The following is a 17165-nucleotide window of genomic DNA, read 5'->3' on the forward strand; positions in this document are numbered from 1 at the left end:
CCGGTGCGCCGATCGTCATCTGGCTCTACCCCGACGAAGCTGCAGGCGCCTCGGGCCAGGTCGTCCACTCCGGCGGCAAGGTCAGCGTCAGCCTCGCGGATGCGGGTGAAGCAGACGGCGCGGGTGCTGGGGGATCCCGCGCGTCCGGTGAACATCAGAACGGCCAGTTGCACGCCTACGGTGGCCAGTGGCTCAGCGGTACTGACCCGGGACCAGCGTGTGGCGGTTGCGCGCCTGCACGCGCTGCTCGAACTGCTTCCGACTGCACTCGATAAGGAGCTGGCGTCGGCAGGCATCACCTCGTTCGAATTCACCCGGCTGGAAGCGCTGCACGAGGCGGACCACCATCGACTGCGTCTGAGTGCTCTCGCGGCACGGACGAATGCGACGTTCGCGCGTCTGTCCCTCGAGCGGAAGCATCTGGTGGTGCGAGCACCGTGCGAAGAAGACGGCCGTGCGACCAACGCGATTCTCACCGACGCCGGGGAGACCGTGTTTCTGGAAAGCACCGGGCTGTACGCCGATGCTGTTCAGCGCATGGTTCTCGACGGGTTGGATGACGCCGGTGTCGACCAGCTCGCGACCCTCACCTACGGAATCCTGAGCAGGCTCGATCCCGATCGCCGGCTCACCGTCACGGCAGGCGGGCCGGATCAGAGAGTGTGCGCAGCAGGTCCGGGCGAATCCACTGACGCGGATGCCACCTGCGCGGCGGATCCCGTGCCCGCGCGGTAGCGCCGCGGAAGGTCACCATCGGCCTTCGCCGTGACTCTCGGACCGGGCATCAACATCAAGCGGTCGCCGCTATGCGGACGCAACTTCATCGTCGGTCGGCTCACGGAGATCCTGGAGCGATGCGGTAACGCAGGGCTCCTTGCTTCCGGCGCGCTGCCGGCGCGGACCGCTCGGGCCATTGCGGCGATGATGGACCGCCTCCAGATCCAGTGGTTTGACGGATCCCGAGGGCATCGACATCGTAGACGACCCTAGGCACCAACTCGGATCGCTGTTGGCCCCGCGGCGCGTTGGGATGCGTAGCAAGCGACGCCGCAGTCGGCAGGTTGACCGCCGCCCACGCTTTACGTGGTGTCCGGGGGGATGAGGTGCCGGCTGGTCGGGGGCTTGCTGATGTAGGACTGAGTGGCCTGTTCTATCCGCTGGTCGGCGGCTGTGAGCCGATCCTGGTGCTGGGACTGGTGCTCTTCCCAGGAGTCGACGGCGAAGGTCTCCACGAAGAGGTCCGGTGTCTCAGCAACCCGGTACAGCTCCCATCGGGTGGCGCCGTTGCGTAGTCGTGAGCGTCGCAAGTCGGCGGTGGTGGCGAGGAAGGCGGCGTGCTCGGCGTTTTCGACGGTGTATTCGACGGTGATCAAGATCGGTCCGCCGGTCGGCTGCAGCTCGATCAACCCGCTGATGTCTGCCCAATAGGCGATTGCGTCAGGGTTCACGCCCCGCGTTTCCGGCATCCGGAGCAGCAGTCCGGTGAGTGTGGTGGCCAGTACGAGAGCCGCCGCGGCGAGGAAGGCGACAGTGATGCCCGCGTAGGCCGCGAGCTGACCCCAGAGGATGGATGCCACGGCCTGGGACCCGGTGAACACGACGAGGTAGACGGCGAGGCCACGTGCACGGACCCAGGCGGGCAGGATGACTTGGAGTTCGGCGTTCAGCGTGGCGATGATCGCCGTCCACGCCGCGCCGGCGATCACGAGCGCCACGAGAGCAACCGCGAATACGGGGACCAGCACGAGGGCCGCGAGAACGAGTGCGTACGCGATGCCTGCGAAGACGAGCAGAGTGTTGGTCGACATGAGAGCGCGCAGCCGACCGACCGTCAGGGCGGCGAGGATCGCTCCGACCCCGAGTGCTCCGAACAGTGCACCGTAGCCGCCCGCGGACACTCCGAGTTGTTCACGCGCGACCATCGGAATCAGTGCCCAGAGGATGGTCGCGGGTGCGATGAACAGCATTGCCTTCAGGAGGATCCGCCGCACGGATGCGTCGTGGCGAACGTAGCGGATTCCGGCGCGAAGTGCGGGCAGGAACCGTTCCCGTGCGCGTGGGGCCACGGTCTGCGGTTGCCGCCGCCAGGTGAGAACGGACCCGGCCAGCACGAGCGCGGTCGCTGCGGTGAGGATGAACACCCAGGGAACCCCGGCGAGTGCGATCAGGACGCCGGCGAGGGCGGGTCCGACGGAGCGACCGAAGTTGACCCCGACCATCTCGAGCCGGGTGGCCGAGCCGAGCTCTTTCCGGGGGACGATCTCCGGCAGCGTGGCCTGCCATGTCGGCAGCTGGAACGCGCCACCGAGGGCGATGAGGAAAGTGAAGGACAGCACCACCGGAGGGGTCGCCAACCCCGCGGCAGTCAGCAGAGCGAGGACGACCGCGGTGGCGGCGACATACAGCTGTGTGGCGAGCAGGATCCAGCGCCGGTCGAACCGGTCGGCCAGCACGCCACCGGGAAACGTGAACAGCATCATCGGCAGGGTCGCCGCGGTCTGAATCAACGCGACCGTGACGCTCGCGTTCGGACCGTTCACCAGCAACCACTGCGCGCCGACCGTCTGTCCCCAGACACCGACATAGCTGACCACTACGGCGGGCCAGAGCCACCGGAATCCTGGTTGCCGCAGCGGGGCGAACGCGCCCGCTTCTCTCTCGTCCGCGGAGATGGTTCCGCGACTCATCGCCGGCTTCTGGCCGATGGCAGCACACGCGCTGTTCGGTTCATGAGTCCGAGCATGCAACGGATAGGTGGGGTAAAGATAGTCAGCTGCCGGGGAGAAAGCTGCCGCCGGCAGTTCGACGATCCGCGATTCCCAGGGGCGAGCTCGTAGCCGTCGGAGTTGTGGGCGATTCAAAGTTGCCGCTTGGTCACGGGCCGGTTTTGGGCCGGTTGGGCCACTCAGACCAACGAGCACCAACTGCGACCATCGAGGCACCGCACCCGCGAAATCCTGCGACCAACCAGCACCAACCAGCACCACCCAGCCCACCACGTTCAACCATAATCGTGAGGTCCCGGCGTCGCGCCGCATGGTCAGCTGACCCGCCGTGGTCAGCCCCTGCGGGATCGACATACGCGCTGTCAGGGGTCTCCGACGCACGCACCATGGCGCGGGCGCACCCTGGTTCCGCGTGGATTTCATGCCAGGAGTGCCCACGACCGCGCTCGTGGGGAGTTCCTCCTCGACTGGCGGGTGGATGTCTGCTTTCTCCGCTTGCCGGTAGGCGGCGCACCACGCCGGACCTGATGCGGGGAAGTCGTCCATAGGTATCCGCAACTGATGGCGCGCCAGATGCTGCGCGTGGCTGAGGTCGAGGACAGGTGAAGCATGTCGCCGGTGCCAAGGGCCAGAGGTTGGAGGCGGGCGCCAAGCGCAACTGGTCTGCAGGTGCCTGGTGTTCACAGCTCCGCGTGGAAGCTGGCCGTTCCAGTGGACGCTCGCGCGATGAGCTCGGTCGGGAGGACCTTTGCGGTCCTCGGTGCCGACGTCTGGCCGAGCTCGTGCAGAAGCTCGCGAGCGGCGGTGGCGCCGATCAGTTCGAATGGAACGCTGATCGTGCTCAGATCGAGGGCGGCGGAAATCTCGTGGCCGTCATAACCGATGATGGCGATGTCGTGCCCGGGCCGAACACCTCGATTCTTCATCGCTTGAATTGCCCCGTAGGCCATCTCGTCCGAAAAGGCGAACACTGCGCTTGGTGGTTCGTCCCGTTCAAGAAGCTGCGCCATGGCCCGTTCACCGCCGGCCATCGTGTAGTGGCCGGGGACTTGAAGGCGATCCTCTACAGGCACCCCGGCACGCCTCATCGCGTCGAGGCATCCGAGATAACGTTGGTGCTCAAGCACAATCGGATTGTCGATTTCTCGACCGTAGATGACCGCGATCCGCCGATGGCCGCGTTCGAGCAGATGGTCCATCGCCGCGGCGGCCCCTGCGCGATCGTCGATGTAAACGCTGGACGCGCCTGGCCCGGTGGTGCCGAACATCGTCACGGGCATCCCGAGTTTCAAGATCTCCTCGAGGTCCGGGCTTTCGGCTGCCACCGAGAGGATCAAGAAGCCGTCCACTCGCCGGGCGAGGCGTTTGCGAGGAGGAACGGGGTGGGGGTCGCTGGGATCGCCGGTGCGGTACAGGAGCAGGTCCATGTTGGCGGCGCGCATCTCGCGCTCGATCCCACCGAGCATGCGCAGGAACGCGAGCCGATCGACGAATGGCGTGATGATTCCGATGCTTCCGGCCTTGCCCGTTGAAAGGGCGGCAGCGGCAGGCGAGCCGACGTAGTCGAGCCGTTTCGCCACGTCGAGCACGAGCTGACGTGTCTCCGGGTCGACCGAATCGAAGCCGCGGAGCGCGCGCGAGACTGTAGCGGTCGACACTCCCGCGACGCGCGCCAGGTCTTTGACAGTGACTCCCAAGAGTCCTCCGTTCATACAGTCGATGTGTGCGTCGCAGGCGAGCGCAAACGTGTCGTATGGCTCTCAGTGTAACCGATTACGAGGCGAGGTCGCCACCGAAAACAATCGAAAAGCTCACAGATTTGGAGCATCAAGGTCGGATCAGTACCCGATGTTCATCGAAGATCTAATCGGTTACTTGACTTTCCGACGAAGACGGCGCATGCTGACTCACGTGAGCCATCCGGCGCACTTCGGCCGACACTGACCCCATGCACGGAGCGTCATGTCGAACAGGTTTAACGATCGGTTCAGAGAGCCGACCGCGCGCGAGGGCGGTGAGGTTGTACTCGATTTCCGGCTCAGCCCACCGTGTCCCTGCCATGGCTGTCGAATGCGCTCGAAGCGCCGCTGGTGAGGGAGTCCAGCATCGCGACCGCGATCCTGCCTGCACCCAACCGAATCGTGTTCATCAGCCCTCGCGCCCCGCACCTCATCACGCGCGTCGACCAGAACGCCGGCAGCCACGCCCGCGTCTCGCTCGCCGGCTTCTTCCATCGTCATGAGGAACTGGCCGGCGCCAGACCGTGAGCACGGGAGCGGTGCCCGGCTAGTGCGTGTGGCGGTGGTGGGAGTCGGGGTAATGCTCGTGGGTGTGGGTGAGTCGTTCGTGGGCGTGCTCGTGCTTGTGGCGAGTGCCGGCCGGGAGGGGTTCCGCGTGCTCGTGGGTGTGGTGTTCGTCGTCGTGGGTGTGCCAGTGGTCGTGCACGACGGCCTCGTGGGTGTGTTCGTGGCCGTGGTGTTCGGTCAGATGCAGCCAGACGCCGAGTACCATCAGGAGTCCCGCGACGACGAGCTGCAAGGTGACGGCCTCGCCGAGCAGGATCGCGAGCACCGCGCCGAAGAAGGGCGCGACGGAGAAATACGCGCCGGCACGGGCGGTTCCCACGTGCCGCATGCCGATGATGAACAGGGCGAGGCTGACACCGTAGGCGAAGAACCCGACGACCAGGGCCGCGGCGATGCCTCCCGCTCGGGGCAGGGCGGCGCCGAGGGCGAACGCCAGGATCAGGTTGACGGGTCCGGCGACGAGTCCCTTGACAGCGGCGAGCCAGGTGGCGTCGTTGAGCGCGATCTTGCGGGTCAGGTTGTTGTCCAGCCCCCAGAAGAAGCATGCTCCCAGGATCGCCAGGGCAGGCCACGGGCTGCCCAGTTCCGTGCCGTTGGGGATGGACAGCAGCACCGCGCCGGCGACGATGGCGATCATGCCCAGCGCGACGCGACGGTCGAAGTTCTCCCGGAACACGAACCATGCAAGTAGCGCGGTGAAGACGCCTTCGGCGTTCAGCAGCAGGGACGCGCCGGAGGCGGGCATGTTGGAGAGCCCAATCATCAGCAGCACGGGGGCGATGATGCCGCCGCTGAGGATCGCCCCCGCGAGCGGCAGCAGCTCCCTTCGCTGGAGTCGGACCCGTGGTGCGCGGGTGATCAGACGGAGGATGCCCAACCCGATCCCGGAGCCACAGTAGAGCAGCCCGGCCAGCAGCCACGGGCTGACGTCCGCGCCGAGCAGCAGCTTGGCCAGCGGCGTCCCCGCCCCGAAGAGGAACGCGGCCAGCAGCGCGGCTTGAACGCCTCGGTTGGAGAGGGCTGTCCGGAGCATGCTTCCAGTGTCGCACCGCAGATCTCCTTCCTCTCCGACGGGCAGAGCGTAGCGGTCACGGGCGGCTCCGTTCCCTCCGATCGCTCTTTGCAGACTTCGCTCGGCGCTGCGCTTCGAGCTGCGCTTCGCAACCGCTCTCTGCGGGCACTGCGCCGTCCCCGACCGCTTCTTCAGCTGATTGTCGACGGGCGAAGACAGAGGTGAGTTCCCGGTGGATCTGGCGGGCGATGTACCGCTTGATGATCCGGCGGACCTCGCCGCGAGTCTTGCCTTCGGCCTGGCGCCTGGCGGCGTAGTCCCGGGTAGCCGGATCGCAGCGCAGCGTGGCTCTGGTGACGACGTCGAGCGCCCAGTTCAGTTGTCGGTCGCCGCCCCGATTGAGTCGATATCGGACGGTGTTCCCCGCCGGAGGCAGCGATCGGGCATGCGCTAGCCAGGCTCGCGAACGCTGCTTCCGACCGGACCCGGCTCGACTGCGACCATGCCGCCAGGAACCCGCTGGCCGTGATCGCACTGACCCCCCACCGATCGAGCAGTCGGGGAGCGATCGTAGCGATTGTGTTGCGCAGCTGCACCTCGTTCGCCCGACCTGGCAAATCGTGATGCGAACTTCCATGGATTGGACGTACTGGTGCTGTGTCATCGAGACCGCGATGGAAGCCAGGCACTGCTCGGCCTCAGGCTCCGTACGGACGCCGCCGCTTGGCTGCGCGAGTGCTGTAAGGCTTCTTGTCTCGAGCGCAGGTGCCGAGGTCTAGGAAGATCTGGTGAGAGGGCGTGCGCGAAAATTGGAAGCGCGGCACCGGTCCTCGGCAACTCGCTCACGATTCAGCGTCAGATGTGCGGATGGCCGTACCGGTGTGGATCCGCGTCGAACGTGTCAGCACAGCGCATTGAGCAGAAGTAGAAGGTGACTCCGTCGTGCTCGCGAGTCGCGGCGGCGGTCTTCGGATCGATCTTCATGCCGCAGACCGGGTCCGTGACAAGCGTCGTGCTGTCTGTGCGGTGTTCTTCGTGATAGGTCATGGGTTGATCCTCGTGTGCAGGGTGGGTGTTGATCTCGACAACCGGGTTGGCGTTGGAGGCCGCGGCCGACGCGGCTGCGAGGTTAGGGTCGCGCAGAGCGGGGTTCACTGCGACGTCGGCTTCGTTGTCACTCGTCGAACGATGACCGATCGCGTCTGCTGACCCGTGCCTGGGTAGGCGCGTTGATTCAGAGTTGCCGGATGCGGCGGTGGGGGCGGCTTGCGCGGGGAGGCGCAGTCGTCTCAGCAGCAGAGCGTTGACAGCGACGATGACGCTGGAGCCGGACATCGAGATGGCGGCGATCTCTGGGCTGAGCATGATGCCCAGCGAGGAGACGAATACGCCGGCCGCGATCGGCAACGCGACGACGTTGTAGCCGACGGCCCATCCGAGGTTCTGCCGCATCTTGCGTACGGTGCCCTTGCCGATTCGCAGCGCGACCGGGACGTCCAGCGGGTCGGAGCGCATCAGGACGACATCTGCCGTTTCGATGGCGACATCGGTGCCGGCGCCGATCGCGATGCCCAGGTCGGCTTGCGCCAGGGCGGGGGCGTCGTTTACTCCGTCGCCGACCATGGCGACCTTCTTGCCGGAGCGTTGCAGGTCGGCGATCCTGGCGGACTTGTCCTGGGGGAGGACTTCGGCGATGACGGAGTCGATGCCCAGCAGCGCGGCGACGCGTTTAGCGGTGGGTTCGTTGTCGCCGGTGAGCATCACCACTTCGATGCCGGACTCGTGGAGGGCGGTGATGGATGCCGCGGCGGTGGGGCGCGGCGCATCAGCCAGCGCGATGACCCCGGCTGCCTTACCGTCGACGGCGAGAGCGATGGCTGTGCGCCCGGTGGCGGCGAGATTGTTCTGCGCAGCGGAGATGGCTGTCATGTCGAATCCCTCGTCGGCCATCAGCCTGGCGTTTCCCATCACGACGCGGCGCCCGTCGACCGTCGCGACCGCGCCGAGTCCGGTGACGTTGCGAAATGCGGTGGCGGTGCGGCGCGGGATGTTGCGTGCGTCCGCGTAGGCGACGACCGCCTTGGCGAGGGGATGCTCCGACTCACGCTCTGCCGCGGCTGCGAGGGAGAGGAGCTCGATGTCGTTCATTCCGACCGGCAGGTAGTCGGTCACTTCGGGTTCGCCCGTGGTGAGCGTGCCGGTCTTGTCGAGAACGACGGTATCGATGTGCGCGGCGGACTCCAGTGCGCCGGCGTTCTTGAACAGCACGCCGCGTTTGGCGCCCAGTCCGGTGCCGACCATGATCGCGGTGGGCGTGGCGAGACCGAGCGCGTCCGGGCAGGTGATCACCACGACTGTGATGGCGAACAGGATCGCGGTGGACACCGAGGCGCCCGTCCACAGCCAGGCGACGAAGGTCAGGGTGCCGCCGATCAGCGCGACCAGCACGAGCCAGAACGCTGCCCGGTCGGCGAGGCGCTGCCCGGGCGCCTTTGAGTTCTGCGCCTCCTGCACGAGCGCGACGATCTGCGCCAGCGCGGTGTCGGCGCCGACTTTGGTGGCACGCACCCGCAGCGTGCCGGTGGTGTTCACGGTGGCGCCGATGACCGCGGAGCCGGCCGTTTTGGGCACAGGCAGGCTCTCCCCGGTGACCATCGACTCGTCGACCTCCGAGTCGCCCTCTTCGACGGTGCCGTCGGTGGGGATCTTCGCGCCGGGGCGTACCAGCATCAGATCACCGGGTACGACGTCGGCGGTGGGCACTTCGACCTCTTCGTCGCCTCGGAGCACGACTGCGCGGGGTGGGGCGAGTTCGAGCAGGGTGCGGATCGCGTCGTTGGCGCCGCCGCGGGCGCGCATCTCCACCCAGTGGCCGAGAAGCACGAAGCTGGTGAGCACGGTGGCTGCCTCGTAGAACACTTCACCGCCGCCGGTGAGGGTGATCGCGACGCTGTACAGCCAGCCGGCGCCGACACCGACGGCGACCAGCACCATCATGTCCAGGGTCCGTGCGCGGAGGGCACGCCATGCGCCGTCGAAGAAGATCCAGGCGGAGTAGAAGATCACCGGAAGGGAGAGGATCAGCGAGAACACGTCATCACGCAGCCCGAAAGGTGCAGGGACGGTGAACCCGAACACGTCACGGCCGATCGGGGACCACAGGATGATCGGCACGGACAGGACGGCGGCGACGATGAACCTGTTGCGCATGTCGCGGATCATCGACGCCATCGACATCCCCGCGTGACTGCCACCGTGCCCCATCAGCTCCTGCATGCTGCGATCGGCCATGGCATGGTCGTGCCCGGTGTGGTCTTCATGGGCGACTGTCCCGGCCGTGCCTCCGGAGTGTCCAGAACCCTCCGGCGTGGTTATCGAGCTGTGGTCGTGGTGCTCACTCATCGATGGCGGTGCTGGGGGAGTGTCGTCGAGCTTCGCGGGCGCCTGGCCCGCAGGCATCTGGTGGGCGCCGAGAAGTGCCTGGTCGGGGTCATGGGCAGGATCACAGATGTGATCCGGGACGGATTGCCCGGCACAGTGGTACCCGCATTCGATGACCCACTCCCGCAGCTGAGCCTGGGACGTCAGGCGAGGATCGTAGGAGACGTTCGCGGTCTGGGAGAGCGGGTTGGCCTCGACGAGCAGAACACCAGGCCGGCGGAGCAGGGTCGATTCCACGATGGACTTCGATGACGCCCAGGAGACGCCTTCGACTTCCAGCACGACGGTTCGGGTCTGCGCGTTCATTACTTCTCTCCTGGTCTGACGTCACGTCGCTGGTGGCCGAGGATCGCCGCTATCCAGGCCTCGGCAGGGTGGGTGGTCGCTTCAGCGACGATCTCCGCGTCGCCGGCATGCGGCGCGAGGGTGCGGTATCGGAGCATGACTCGAGGCCTTCGTTCGGGCGATGAGTTGCCAGGTATCGCCGCCGTTGTCGGTGAATCGGAGTGCGCCCTGGACAGCGATGGCCATGGTTCCCGCCGCGCTCGCCGCGATCGCGGTGGCCACCCCGGTGGCGTGCCCGGGGCGACGGTGGTGCGTGTGTGGGTGTTCATAGTGGCGCGCTCCGTTTCTCATGGGCCGGCCGGGGTCGGCCGGCCCATGAATGTCAGAGGGTCGCGAGGATCTCCGTCATGGTGGCGATCTCGGGGGTCTGCGAGGTGATGATGTTCTGCGCGAGGCTGATGACATCGGGGTTCTGTCCGTTGTCGACTTCGGTTTGCGCCATCTCGATGGCGCCCTGGTGGTGCTCGGTCATCTGCTCGAGGAACAGGCGGGATGCCTCGTTGACGGTGGCATCCTCGAGGGCTTCCATGTCGGTGTCGGACATCATGCCGTCGCCCATCCCGCTAATGTTTCCCATGTCGATGCCCCAGTCATCGAGCCACGCCTCCATCTGCTTGATCTCCGGTCCTTGGGCGGTTTGGATCTGCTCGGCGAGGGCGACCACTTGCTCGTCGATGTCGTCCTTGGCGAGGATCACGTCGGCCATCTCGACGGCTTGCTGGTGGTGGGGGATCATCATCGTCGTGAACTGGATGTCAGCATCGTTGACGTCAGCGGACGCGGATGCGCTCATTCCGGGCATCTCGTCGTGTCTCCCGCCGGTGCCGGGGGTGCTCGCACAGCCGGCGAGGGCAAGTAGTGCGGTCAGGGTGAATGCGACGGTTGCCGCGGCACTGATCTTCATTGGTGTTCTCCTCGGTCGTTGGTGGCGCGCGCGATCTGAGCGATCGTGCGCGAGGGCTCTGCTGACCCGCAGGGTCAGCGAGGGCATGTCACGTGCGACTGATGCAGAGAAGGAGAAAAGAGGGTGGTTTCGGGAACGTCCCCACCCAGGTCAGCGGGGAGTGGCCGACGCGGCGGAGCGCTGCCGTCCAGGTGATGCCTCGTCGCGGCAGCACGAGCAACAGCGAGACCACCAGAAGGGCGAGGACGCAGGTCATCGCCAGAATGCTGGGGTGCCCGCCGCAGCCGCTGCAGTCGTCCCCCGTCGCGGGTTGGGTCGTGCCGTGATCGGTGGCGTCCACGCCGTGGACGGACAGCACCGCCGTCGGTTCCGCGAGCGACGAGTGGCTGTTCAGCGAGTGCATCGCAAGCAGCCCGACGATGATCGCGGCAGTGACACCGATGAGCAGGAGTATTGAACGGCGCAGCCCGCCCGGGCCGCGACGCAGACGTTGTGCGAGAGCGATCATGGACATCTCACCTTCTTCGCTCCTGGTGGTCGTCGACGTAGATGACGCGTGACGTGTGGATTGCGACTTGAAGCTCGTCCGTTTCGTTGATGCGCTCAGGCTGATTGCAGTGTCAGAGGGGCCGTGACGACGTCGGTGCGACGTGACAGCGCAGGCTGGAAGCGGCGCAGTCGGAGACTGTTGGTGACGACGAACACGGATGACAGGGCCATCGCGGCGGCGGCGACCAGCGGGTTGAGCAGGCCGAGCATCGCTACCGGGATGGCCGCGATGTTGTACGCGAACGCCCAGAATAGGTTGCCCGTGATGGTGCCCACGGTGCGGCGGGACAGCCGGATCGCATCTGCGACGACCAGCAGGTCGCCGGAGGCGATGGTCACGTCGCTGGCGGCGATCGCCGCGTCCGTTCCTCCGCCCATCGCGATCCCGAGGTCTGCTGCAGCGAGGGCGGCGGCGTCATTGACGCCGTCACCGACCATCGCGACAACACGGCCGGCGGACTGCAGTTGACGGATCACATCAAGCTTTCCGGCAGGAGATACCCCGGCGCGGACCTCGTCGATTCCGACGATCGCGGCGATGTGCTGCGCCGCACCGGCGTTGTCGCCGGTGAGCAGCACCGGGCGGAGCCCGAGCGCGCGGAAGCGGGCGATCGCGTCGGCGCTGGTGGGCTTGACGGTGTCCGAGACGGCGATGGTTCCCAAGAATTCGCCGTCGCGGGCGATCGCGATCACGGTGGCGCCCGCCGCTTCGAGCGTCTCGGCTTCGCTGCGACTCTGGATCGGCAGGTGCACGCCCCACTGGTCTTCGATCCACAGGGGGCGTCCGGCGACAACGAACGATCCGTCGACGATGGCCTGGACGCCGAACCCGGCGTGGGACGCAAAGGCCTCCGCGACGGGTGAGGCGCCATCGGCGGCGGCGACGATCGCCCGCGCCACCGGGTGCTCGGACCCCCACTCCGCACTCGCGGCGATTCGCATCAACTCGTCTTCGGTGATGCCGGATGCCGGTGTCACCGTGGTGACGGTCATCGTGCCGTGGGTGACGGTGCCGGTCTTGTCGAGCACGATGGTGTCCACTTTGCGCGTCTGTTCCAGCACCTGCGGGCCGCGGATGAGGATCCCCAGCTGCGAGCCGCGCCCAGTGCCGACCAGCAGGGCGGTCGGGGTGGCCAGGCCCAGTGCGCATGGGCAGGCGATGATCAGCGTCGCGACGGCCGCGGTGAATGCCACCTCGGGCGAGCCGCCGACCAGCAGCCATCCGGCGAACGCGATGATCGCGAGCAGGATGACAACAGGGACGAAGAACGCTGAGACCCGGTCGGCGAGGCGCTGCACGCGCGCCTTCCCCGTTTGGGCTTCGTCCATCAGTCGTTGCATGCGCGCGAGTTCGGTGTCGGCGCCGACCCGGGTGATCTCGACGATGAGCCGCCCGCCGACGTTCAGGGTGGCGCCGACCACTCGGGATCCGGTGGTGACCTCGACTGGGACGGATTCGCCGGTCAGCATGCTGGCGTCGATCGCGGATGCGCCGTCGACCACGAGGCCGTCGGAGGGGATCTTCTCGCCCGGGCGGACCAGCACTCGGTCGCCGACGGCAAGCTGCGTGACTGGGACGCGTTGCTCGACCCCGTCGACGAGCCGGGTGGCGTCTTTCGCGCCCAGCTCGAGCAGGGCGCGCAATGCTTCAGAGGACGACTTCTTGGCCCGCGCCTCGGCGTACCGGCCGGCCAGGATGAACACGGTGACCAGCGCGGTGACTTCGAGGTAGATCTCTCCGGTTGCTGACTCGGGGGTGCCGAACAAGGTGAAGGTCATGTGCATGCCCGGCATCCCTGCCGTCCCGAAGAACAGCGCGTACAGCGACCAGCCAAATGAGGCGATCACCCCGAGGCTGATCAAGGTGTCCATCGTCGCGGCACCGTGCCGGGCGTTAACGAATGCGGCACGGTGGAACGGCCACGCGCCCCACACCGCGACCGGCGCGGTAAGGGTCAGTGCCAGCCATTGCCAGTTCGGGAACTGCAGCAGCGGAATCATCGACATCAGAGCGACGGGAACCGCCAGGGCGGTGCTGATCAGCAGCCGACGGCGCAGCGACACCAACTCCGGGTCCTCAGCGGGGGTGGTGGATGTGGGCTCGTCCACGATCGGCACCGGAAGTGCTGCGGCGTAGCCGGCGGACTCCACCGCCGCGATCAGCTCCGCCGTCTCCATGCCCTCGGCGCGTACGCGGGCCTTCTCGGTCGCGTAGTTGACCGTCGCTTCCACGCCCGGCAGCTTGTTGAGCTTGCGTTCGATCCGGGTGGCGCAGGACGCGCAGGTCATTCCGGAGATCTCGAGCTCCACATCCACGGCGCTCATGCGGGGGTGCCGGCGAGGGCGTACCCCGCCTCCTCCACCGCGGCCCTCACCCGCGCGGCGTCGATCAGCGCCGCGCTGTGGATCGTGACTCGGGACGTTCCACCTGCGTTGAGGTCGACGGAAACGTTCTCGACACCGTCGATCGCGAGGAGTTCTTCGGTGACGCTCTTCACGCAATGGGCGCAGGTCATTCCGTCGATCAGTACGTCCTCCGTGATCGTCGACGCGGCGGTCTGCGTGTCGGGGACGGATGCGGTAACGCAGCAACTGCACCCTGCGGCGGAGTCGGCGAGGCCAAGGGTGATGCGCTCGGTCGTGGTCATGATGGGTGTCCTTCAGTCAAGGGGTTCGGGTTCAGGAACGGACCAGACGGGCGATCGCCGCGTTCGCTTCTTGGATCTTGTCCGCGGCCACGGTGCCGCCCTCGGCGGTCGCCTCCGCAACGCAGTGGGACAGATGATCGGCCAGCAGCGACAAAGCCACCGTCTCCAGCGCGCTCTTCGCCGCCGAGACCTGCGTGAGGATGTCGATGCAGTACTTGTCGTTCTCGACCATCCTCGCGATGCCTCGTACTTGACCCTCAGCGCGGCTGAGCCGTTTCAGCAGGTCATCCTTGTGCGACGCGTATCCGTTCATAGGTTCAACATACCATACCCCCCTATAGTATTGCCGCGACATTGCTTGCCGGGCTCTGATGGGTTCTCGATCTGCGCGAGCGTAGGATCCGCGGAATCACGCGGGTTTTCGGGGCTCGGGCGTCTTGGGTGGACGGCGGGCAAAGCGCTCACGTCTTGCTCATTCCTTACTCGCGCCGGCACCACACCGGCGGTCCCTGGGCGTACTCCGCCGGAATCGGAGTTCTGAACACGTGCCGTCCGGCAGGTCCAAATTCCTTTGGGACTTTGGACTCTATCCACCTCTGTTGCGCGGGGTCACGCTCTGACTACGAACAGAGGAGAACTCTCGTGGAGATGATCGAGAGCGTGACGCCCGGAATCTATCTGGGCTGGGGGCCGTTCGTCATACAGCTCGGCAATCTCATCGTGATCACGATGATGATCGTGCTGTTTGTCGCTTCGCTTCTGTTGCCCTTCCCGAGAGCGCGGCGGCGGAAATGAGCGCGCTCAAACCTCCGGCCACGGTCCATCCCGAGGACACCAGGGCGGATCAGGACGAGGTCTTCACGTGGACGGGTCGCGCTCGCCAGTGGTTGCTGAAACGCCTTCCGCCTGAGAAGCTGCTGCCGCAGGAGCAGCCCAGCTATGTCGCATCCTGGATCTACGTGTTCGGGATGGCTTCGCTCGCTGCCCTTGCCGTGGTCATCGTGTCCGGGCTCGTTCTCAGCCTCAACGGTCCTAGTTGGAGCCACCTCTCGCGTCTGGGGCACTTCACCAACGGCGTGCACCTGTGGAGCGTTGAACTCTTGTTCATGTTCATGGTCGTGCATCTCTGGGGCAAGTACTGGATGGCCGCCTGGCGCGGAGGGCGGGTGCTCACTTGGATCACCGGGGTGATCGCCTTCGCTGTCTCGATCGTCGCCGGCTTCACCGGCTACGTCCTCCAGACCAATTTCGACGCGCAGTGGATCGCATTCGAAGGCAAGGATGCGCTGAACGCCATCGGAGTCGGGGCCTGGTTCAACGTCGCCAACCTGGGGCAGATGTTCGGCTGGCATATCGCCGTTCTCCCGTTGGCGGTTGCCGCGATCGTCGCACTGCATGTTCTTCTGGTGCGCATCCATGGAGTGGTACCACCGATCGACGCCGCGGAGACGGACGATCAGCTCGTCAGGGTAGCTAAAGAATCCGAGCGGCACCGATGAACCGCTCACCGAACATGTCGTGGCGGGCCCGGGACGATCTCGCCAGTCGACCATGGCGGGGGCGTGTCCGCGATTACGACCTCTTCAAAGAGGTCACCATCGGCTTCATAGTCGTGTCTCTGATCACGATCGGGCTGGTCGTGATCCTCGGATCGCCCGATGAGCCCAGTGTCACCCTCAAGAACTGGTCGACCAGCCAGCCGATCGACTTCGCGACGACCGCGACCGCCGAACTCGGCGGAACGAGTGATACGGCGGGCTACGGGCCGCCGTATAACAGGACTGTCGGCGCGACCCAGTCCCTCGGGCCCCTGGATCTGCAGAGCCTGTCCGGCGTGCGCATACCGATCGACACAGCGAAACTCTTCATCATCGACCCGTTGCAGACGCTGCCGAAGGTTCCATCAGCTGTGGCGGACTGGGCGGCGGCGTCCGCAGCGCAGAAAGCCAGCTGGACAACCAACTACGCCAAGGCACTCGCGGCCGACAAGGGTTCGACCCTGCCGACCAGCTCCGGCGACTTCGGCCCGGTACCCGCGCTGATCGCATCGCTGACGGCGATGGCGCGCAGCGGTGCGCTCGATGGCGCGCTGGCGACGGCCGGCGGCTTCTACAACCAGAACTACACGCCGGCCATCCTCTTTCTCGGCGACGGAACCTACTTCCAGAATCTCGCAGCGGACCAGCACCTCACCGGCGACCAATGGGGGATGATGAACGAGACCGGCAACTTCCCCGGCCAGTCATGGCTGTGGTTATTCTCCTTCTTCTACCAGATCGAGCCGTTCGCGTCGGCCCCCAACGCCGACCTTGTTATCGTGCTCATGATGGCCGCCCTGACCATCCTTCTGGCGCTGCTACCATTCATCCCCGGCCTGCGCACGATTCCGAAATGGATTCCGCTGCACCGACTGGTGTGGCGTGACTACTACAAGCACCAGAGGCCGGATGCCATCGACTCGTCGCGCGCGGGACGCCAGTAGACCCGAATGCACAGTCAGGCAACCGGTTCCGTGACCCCCGAAACCCACAAATGACCGCACCCTCACGCATCCCGAACTCCGACCGAGGGGAGCCGCCAGCATCAGTCCCGTGAACCGCCCCGGGTCTCGTGGAGGCTCTCGACACCCAAACTATGAGGTGTGAATCGTCTTGACGCTCCCGTGGTTGATCTCTCGGTCAATTGCTCTGTAGGCGGTGTGCGGGGGACATTCGGTAACGGCACCCTGCTCGGTACACTCGCGTCATGACCCTCAGGCTTCTCGGCGACCGCGATGCGATCGGCGCGGTGTGCCGCGCGCGAGGGGTTCGGCGGATGCGGGTGTTCGGTTCCGCGACGGGGGACCGGTTCGATGAGACGCGCGTGTTCCGTCGCTGGCATCGCGGGGCTCCCGAACCGGACCCTCTATTCCGCGAGTAAGGGGGCGGTCGCAGCGCTGACTCTTGCGATGGCGGCGGATCACGTGCGAGAAGGGATCCGCGCGAACGCCGTGACACCGGGCACCGCCGACACTCCCTGGGTCCGGCGGCTGCTCTATGCCGCCGAGGATCCGGAGACTGCAGCATCCAACCTTCGCGCGCGCCAGCCAATGGGTCGGCTCGTCACCGCCGCCGAGGTCGCGAACGCGATCGCCTACCTTGCATCGCCGAACTCCTCGTCAACGACGGGCACGCTGCTCGGCGTTTACGGCGGCGTGGCAGGAGTGCGCTTGTCGTAGCTCTGGACGAGCGACCT

General features: G+C 66.3%; 16 protein-coding genes and 1 pseudogene. 6 read left to right on the plus strand and 11 right to left on the minus strand.

Annotation, left to right across the window (positions count from 1 at the left end; all coding sequences use genetic code 11):
* Positions 1–105: 105 nt before the first annotated feature.
* A complete protein-coding gene (locus tag ABD212_RS17770; RefSeq protein WP_344097241.1) occupies positions 106–735 on the plus strand; it encodes a MarR family winged helix-turn-helix transcriptional regulator in 630 nt (209 codons plus the stop codon).
* A 344-nt stretch (positions 736–1079) separates the two neighbouring features.
* Here the strand turns inward: ABD212_RS17770 and ABD212_RS17775 are convergent, their stop codons facing one another.
* Positions 1080–2687: an MFS transporter gene (locus tag ABD212_RS17775; RefSeq protein ID WP_344097243.1), complete on the minus strand. Its 1608-nt coding sequence runs from the start codon at positions 2685–2687 to the stop codon at positions 1080–1082.
* Positions 2688–3406: 719 nt separating this feature from the next.
* Positions 3407–4423, minus strand: a complete 1017-nt coding sequence (locus tag ABD212_RS17780) for a LacI family DNA-binding transcriptional regulator (RefSeq protein WP_344097246.1) — start codon at positions 4421–4423, stop codon at positions 3407–3409.
* Positions 4424–4774: 351 nt separating this feature from the next.
* Here ABD212_RS17780 and ABD212_RS17785 point away from each other — a divergent pair, with 351 nt between their 5' ends.
* Positions 4775–4993, plus strand: a complete 219-nt coding sequence (locus ABD212_RS17785; RefSeq protein ID WP_344097248.1) for a 2OG-Fe(II) oxygenase — start codon at positions 4775–4777, stop codon at positions 4991–4993.
* 19 nt (positions 4994–5012) lie between these two features.
* Here the strand turns inward: ABD212_RS17785 and ABD212_RS17790 are convergent, their stop codons facing one another.
* The 9 genes from ABD212_RS17790 to ABD212_RS17825 form a co-directional block, all read right to left on the minus strand.
* Positions 5013–6065: a DMT family transporter gene (locus ABD212_RS17790; RefSeq protein ID WP_344097250.1), complete on the minus strand. Its 1053-nt coding sequence runs from the start codon at positions 6063–6065 to the stop codon at positions 5013–5015.
* Between the two features lie 170 nt (positions 6066–6235).
* Positions 6236–6733, minus strand: coding sequence for a transposase (locus ABD212_RS19050; RefSeq protein WP_425561298.1), 498 nt, complete (start codon positions 6731–6733; stop codon positions 6236–6238).
* A 166-nt stretch (positions 6734–6899) separates the two neighbouring features.
* Positions 6900–9791, minus strand: coding sequence for a heavy metal translocating P-type ATPase (locus ABD212_RS17795; protein WP_344097252.1), 2892 nt, complete (start codon positions 9789–9791; stop codon positions 6900–6902).
* Positions 9791–9928: a hypothetical protein gene (locus ABD212_RS17800; protein ID WP_344097254.1), complete on the minus strand. Its 138-nt coding sequence runs from the start codon at positions 9926–9928 to the stop codon at positions 9791–9793. Before ABD212_RS17800 ends, ABD212_RS17795 begins: the two co-directional genes overlap by 1 nt.
* Before the next feature lie 224 nt (positions 9929–10152).
* Positions 10153–10734, minus strand: coding sequence for a DUF305 domain-containing protein (locus ABD212_RS17805; RefSeq protein WP_344097256.1), 582 nt, complete (start codon positions 10732–10734; stop codon positions 10153–10155).
* Between the two features lie 88 nt (positions 10735–10822).
* Entirely contained in the window at positions 10823–11248 is a 426-nt protein-coding gene (locus ABD212_RS17810) for a DUF6153 family protein (protein WP_344097258.1), read from the minus strand.
* Positions 11249–11337: 89 nt separating this feature from the next.
* On the minus strand, positions 11338–13608 hold the full coding sequence (locus ABD212_RS17815; protein ID WP_344097261.1) for a heavy metal translocating P-type ATPase: 2271 nt from the start codon (positions 13606–13608) through the stop codon (positions 11338–11340).
* Positions 13605–13931, minus strand: coding sequence for a heavy-metal-associated domain-containing protein (locus ABD212_RS17820; protein WP_344097263.1), 327 nt, complete (start codon positions 13929–13931; stop codon positions 13605–13607). Before ABD212_RS17820 ends, ABD212_RS17815 begins: the two co-directional genes overlap by 4 nt.
* A 31-nt stretch (positions 13932–13962) precedes the next feature.
* Positions 13963–14244 carry a metal-sensitive transcriptional regulator gene (locus ABD212_RS17825; RefSeq protein ID WP_344097265.1) on the minus strand — a complete coding sequence of 94 codons (282 nt, stop codon included), beginning with the start codon at positions 14242–14244 and terminating at the stop codon, positions 13963–13965.
* Positions 14245–14573: 329 nt separating this feature from the next.
* On the opposite strand from ABD212_RS17825, the gene ABD212_RS17830 reads away from it, so the two are divergent.
* From ABD212_RS17830 to ABD212_RS17845, 4 genes and pseudogenes are all read left to right on the plus strand, one after another.
* Positions 14574–14726: a hypothetical protein gene (locus ABD212_RS17830; protein ID WP_344097267.1), complete on the plus strand. Its 153-nt coding sequence runs from the start codon at positions 14574–14576 to the stop codon at positions 14724–14726.
* A complete protein-coding gene (locus tag ABD212_RS17835) occupies positions 14723–15430 on the plus strand; it encodes a cytochrome b N-terminal domain-containing protein (protein WP_344097269.1) in 708 nt (235 codons plus the stop codon). The genes ABD212_RS17830 and ABD212_RS17835 overlap by 4 nt, the downstream gene beginning before the upstream one ends.
* Positions 15427–16413 (plus strand): hypothetical protein, encoded by a 987-nt coding sequence (locus tag ABD212_RS17840; protein ID WP_344097271.1) that lies wholly within the window; start codon positions 15427–15429, stop codon positions 16411–16413. The genes ABD212_RS17835 and ABD212_RS17840 overlap by 4 nt, the downstream gene beginning before the upstream one ends.
* Before the next feature lie 366 nt (positions 16414–16779).
* Positions 16780–17148: pseudogene (locus ABD212_RS17845) on the plus strand (SDR family NAD(P)-dependent oxidoreductase); the annotation flags it as partial.
* Between the last annotated feature and the right edge of the window lie 17 nt (positions 17149–17165).

Origin of the sequence: Microbacterium deminutum (genome assembly GCF_039530205.1) — a bacterium.
GTDB classification, from domain to species: domain Bacteria; phylum Actinomycetota; class Actinomycetes; order Actinomycetales; family Microbacteriaceae; genus Microbacterium; species Microbacterium deminutum.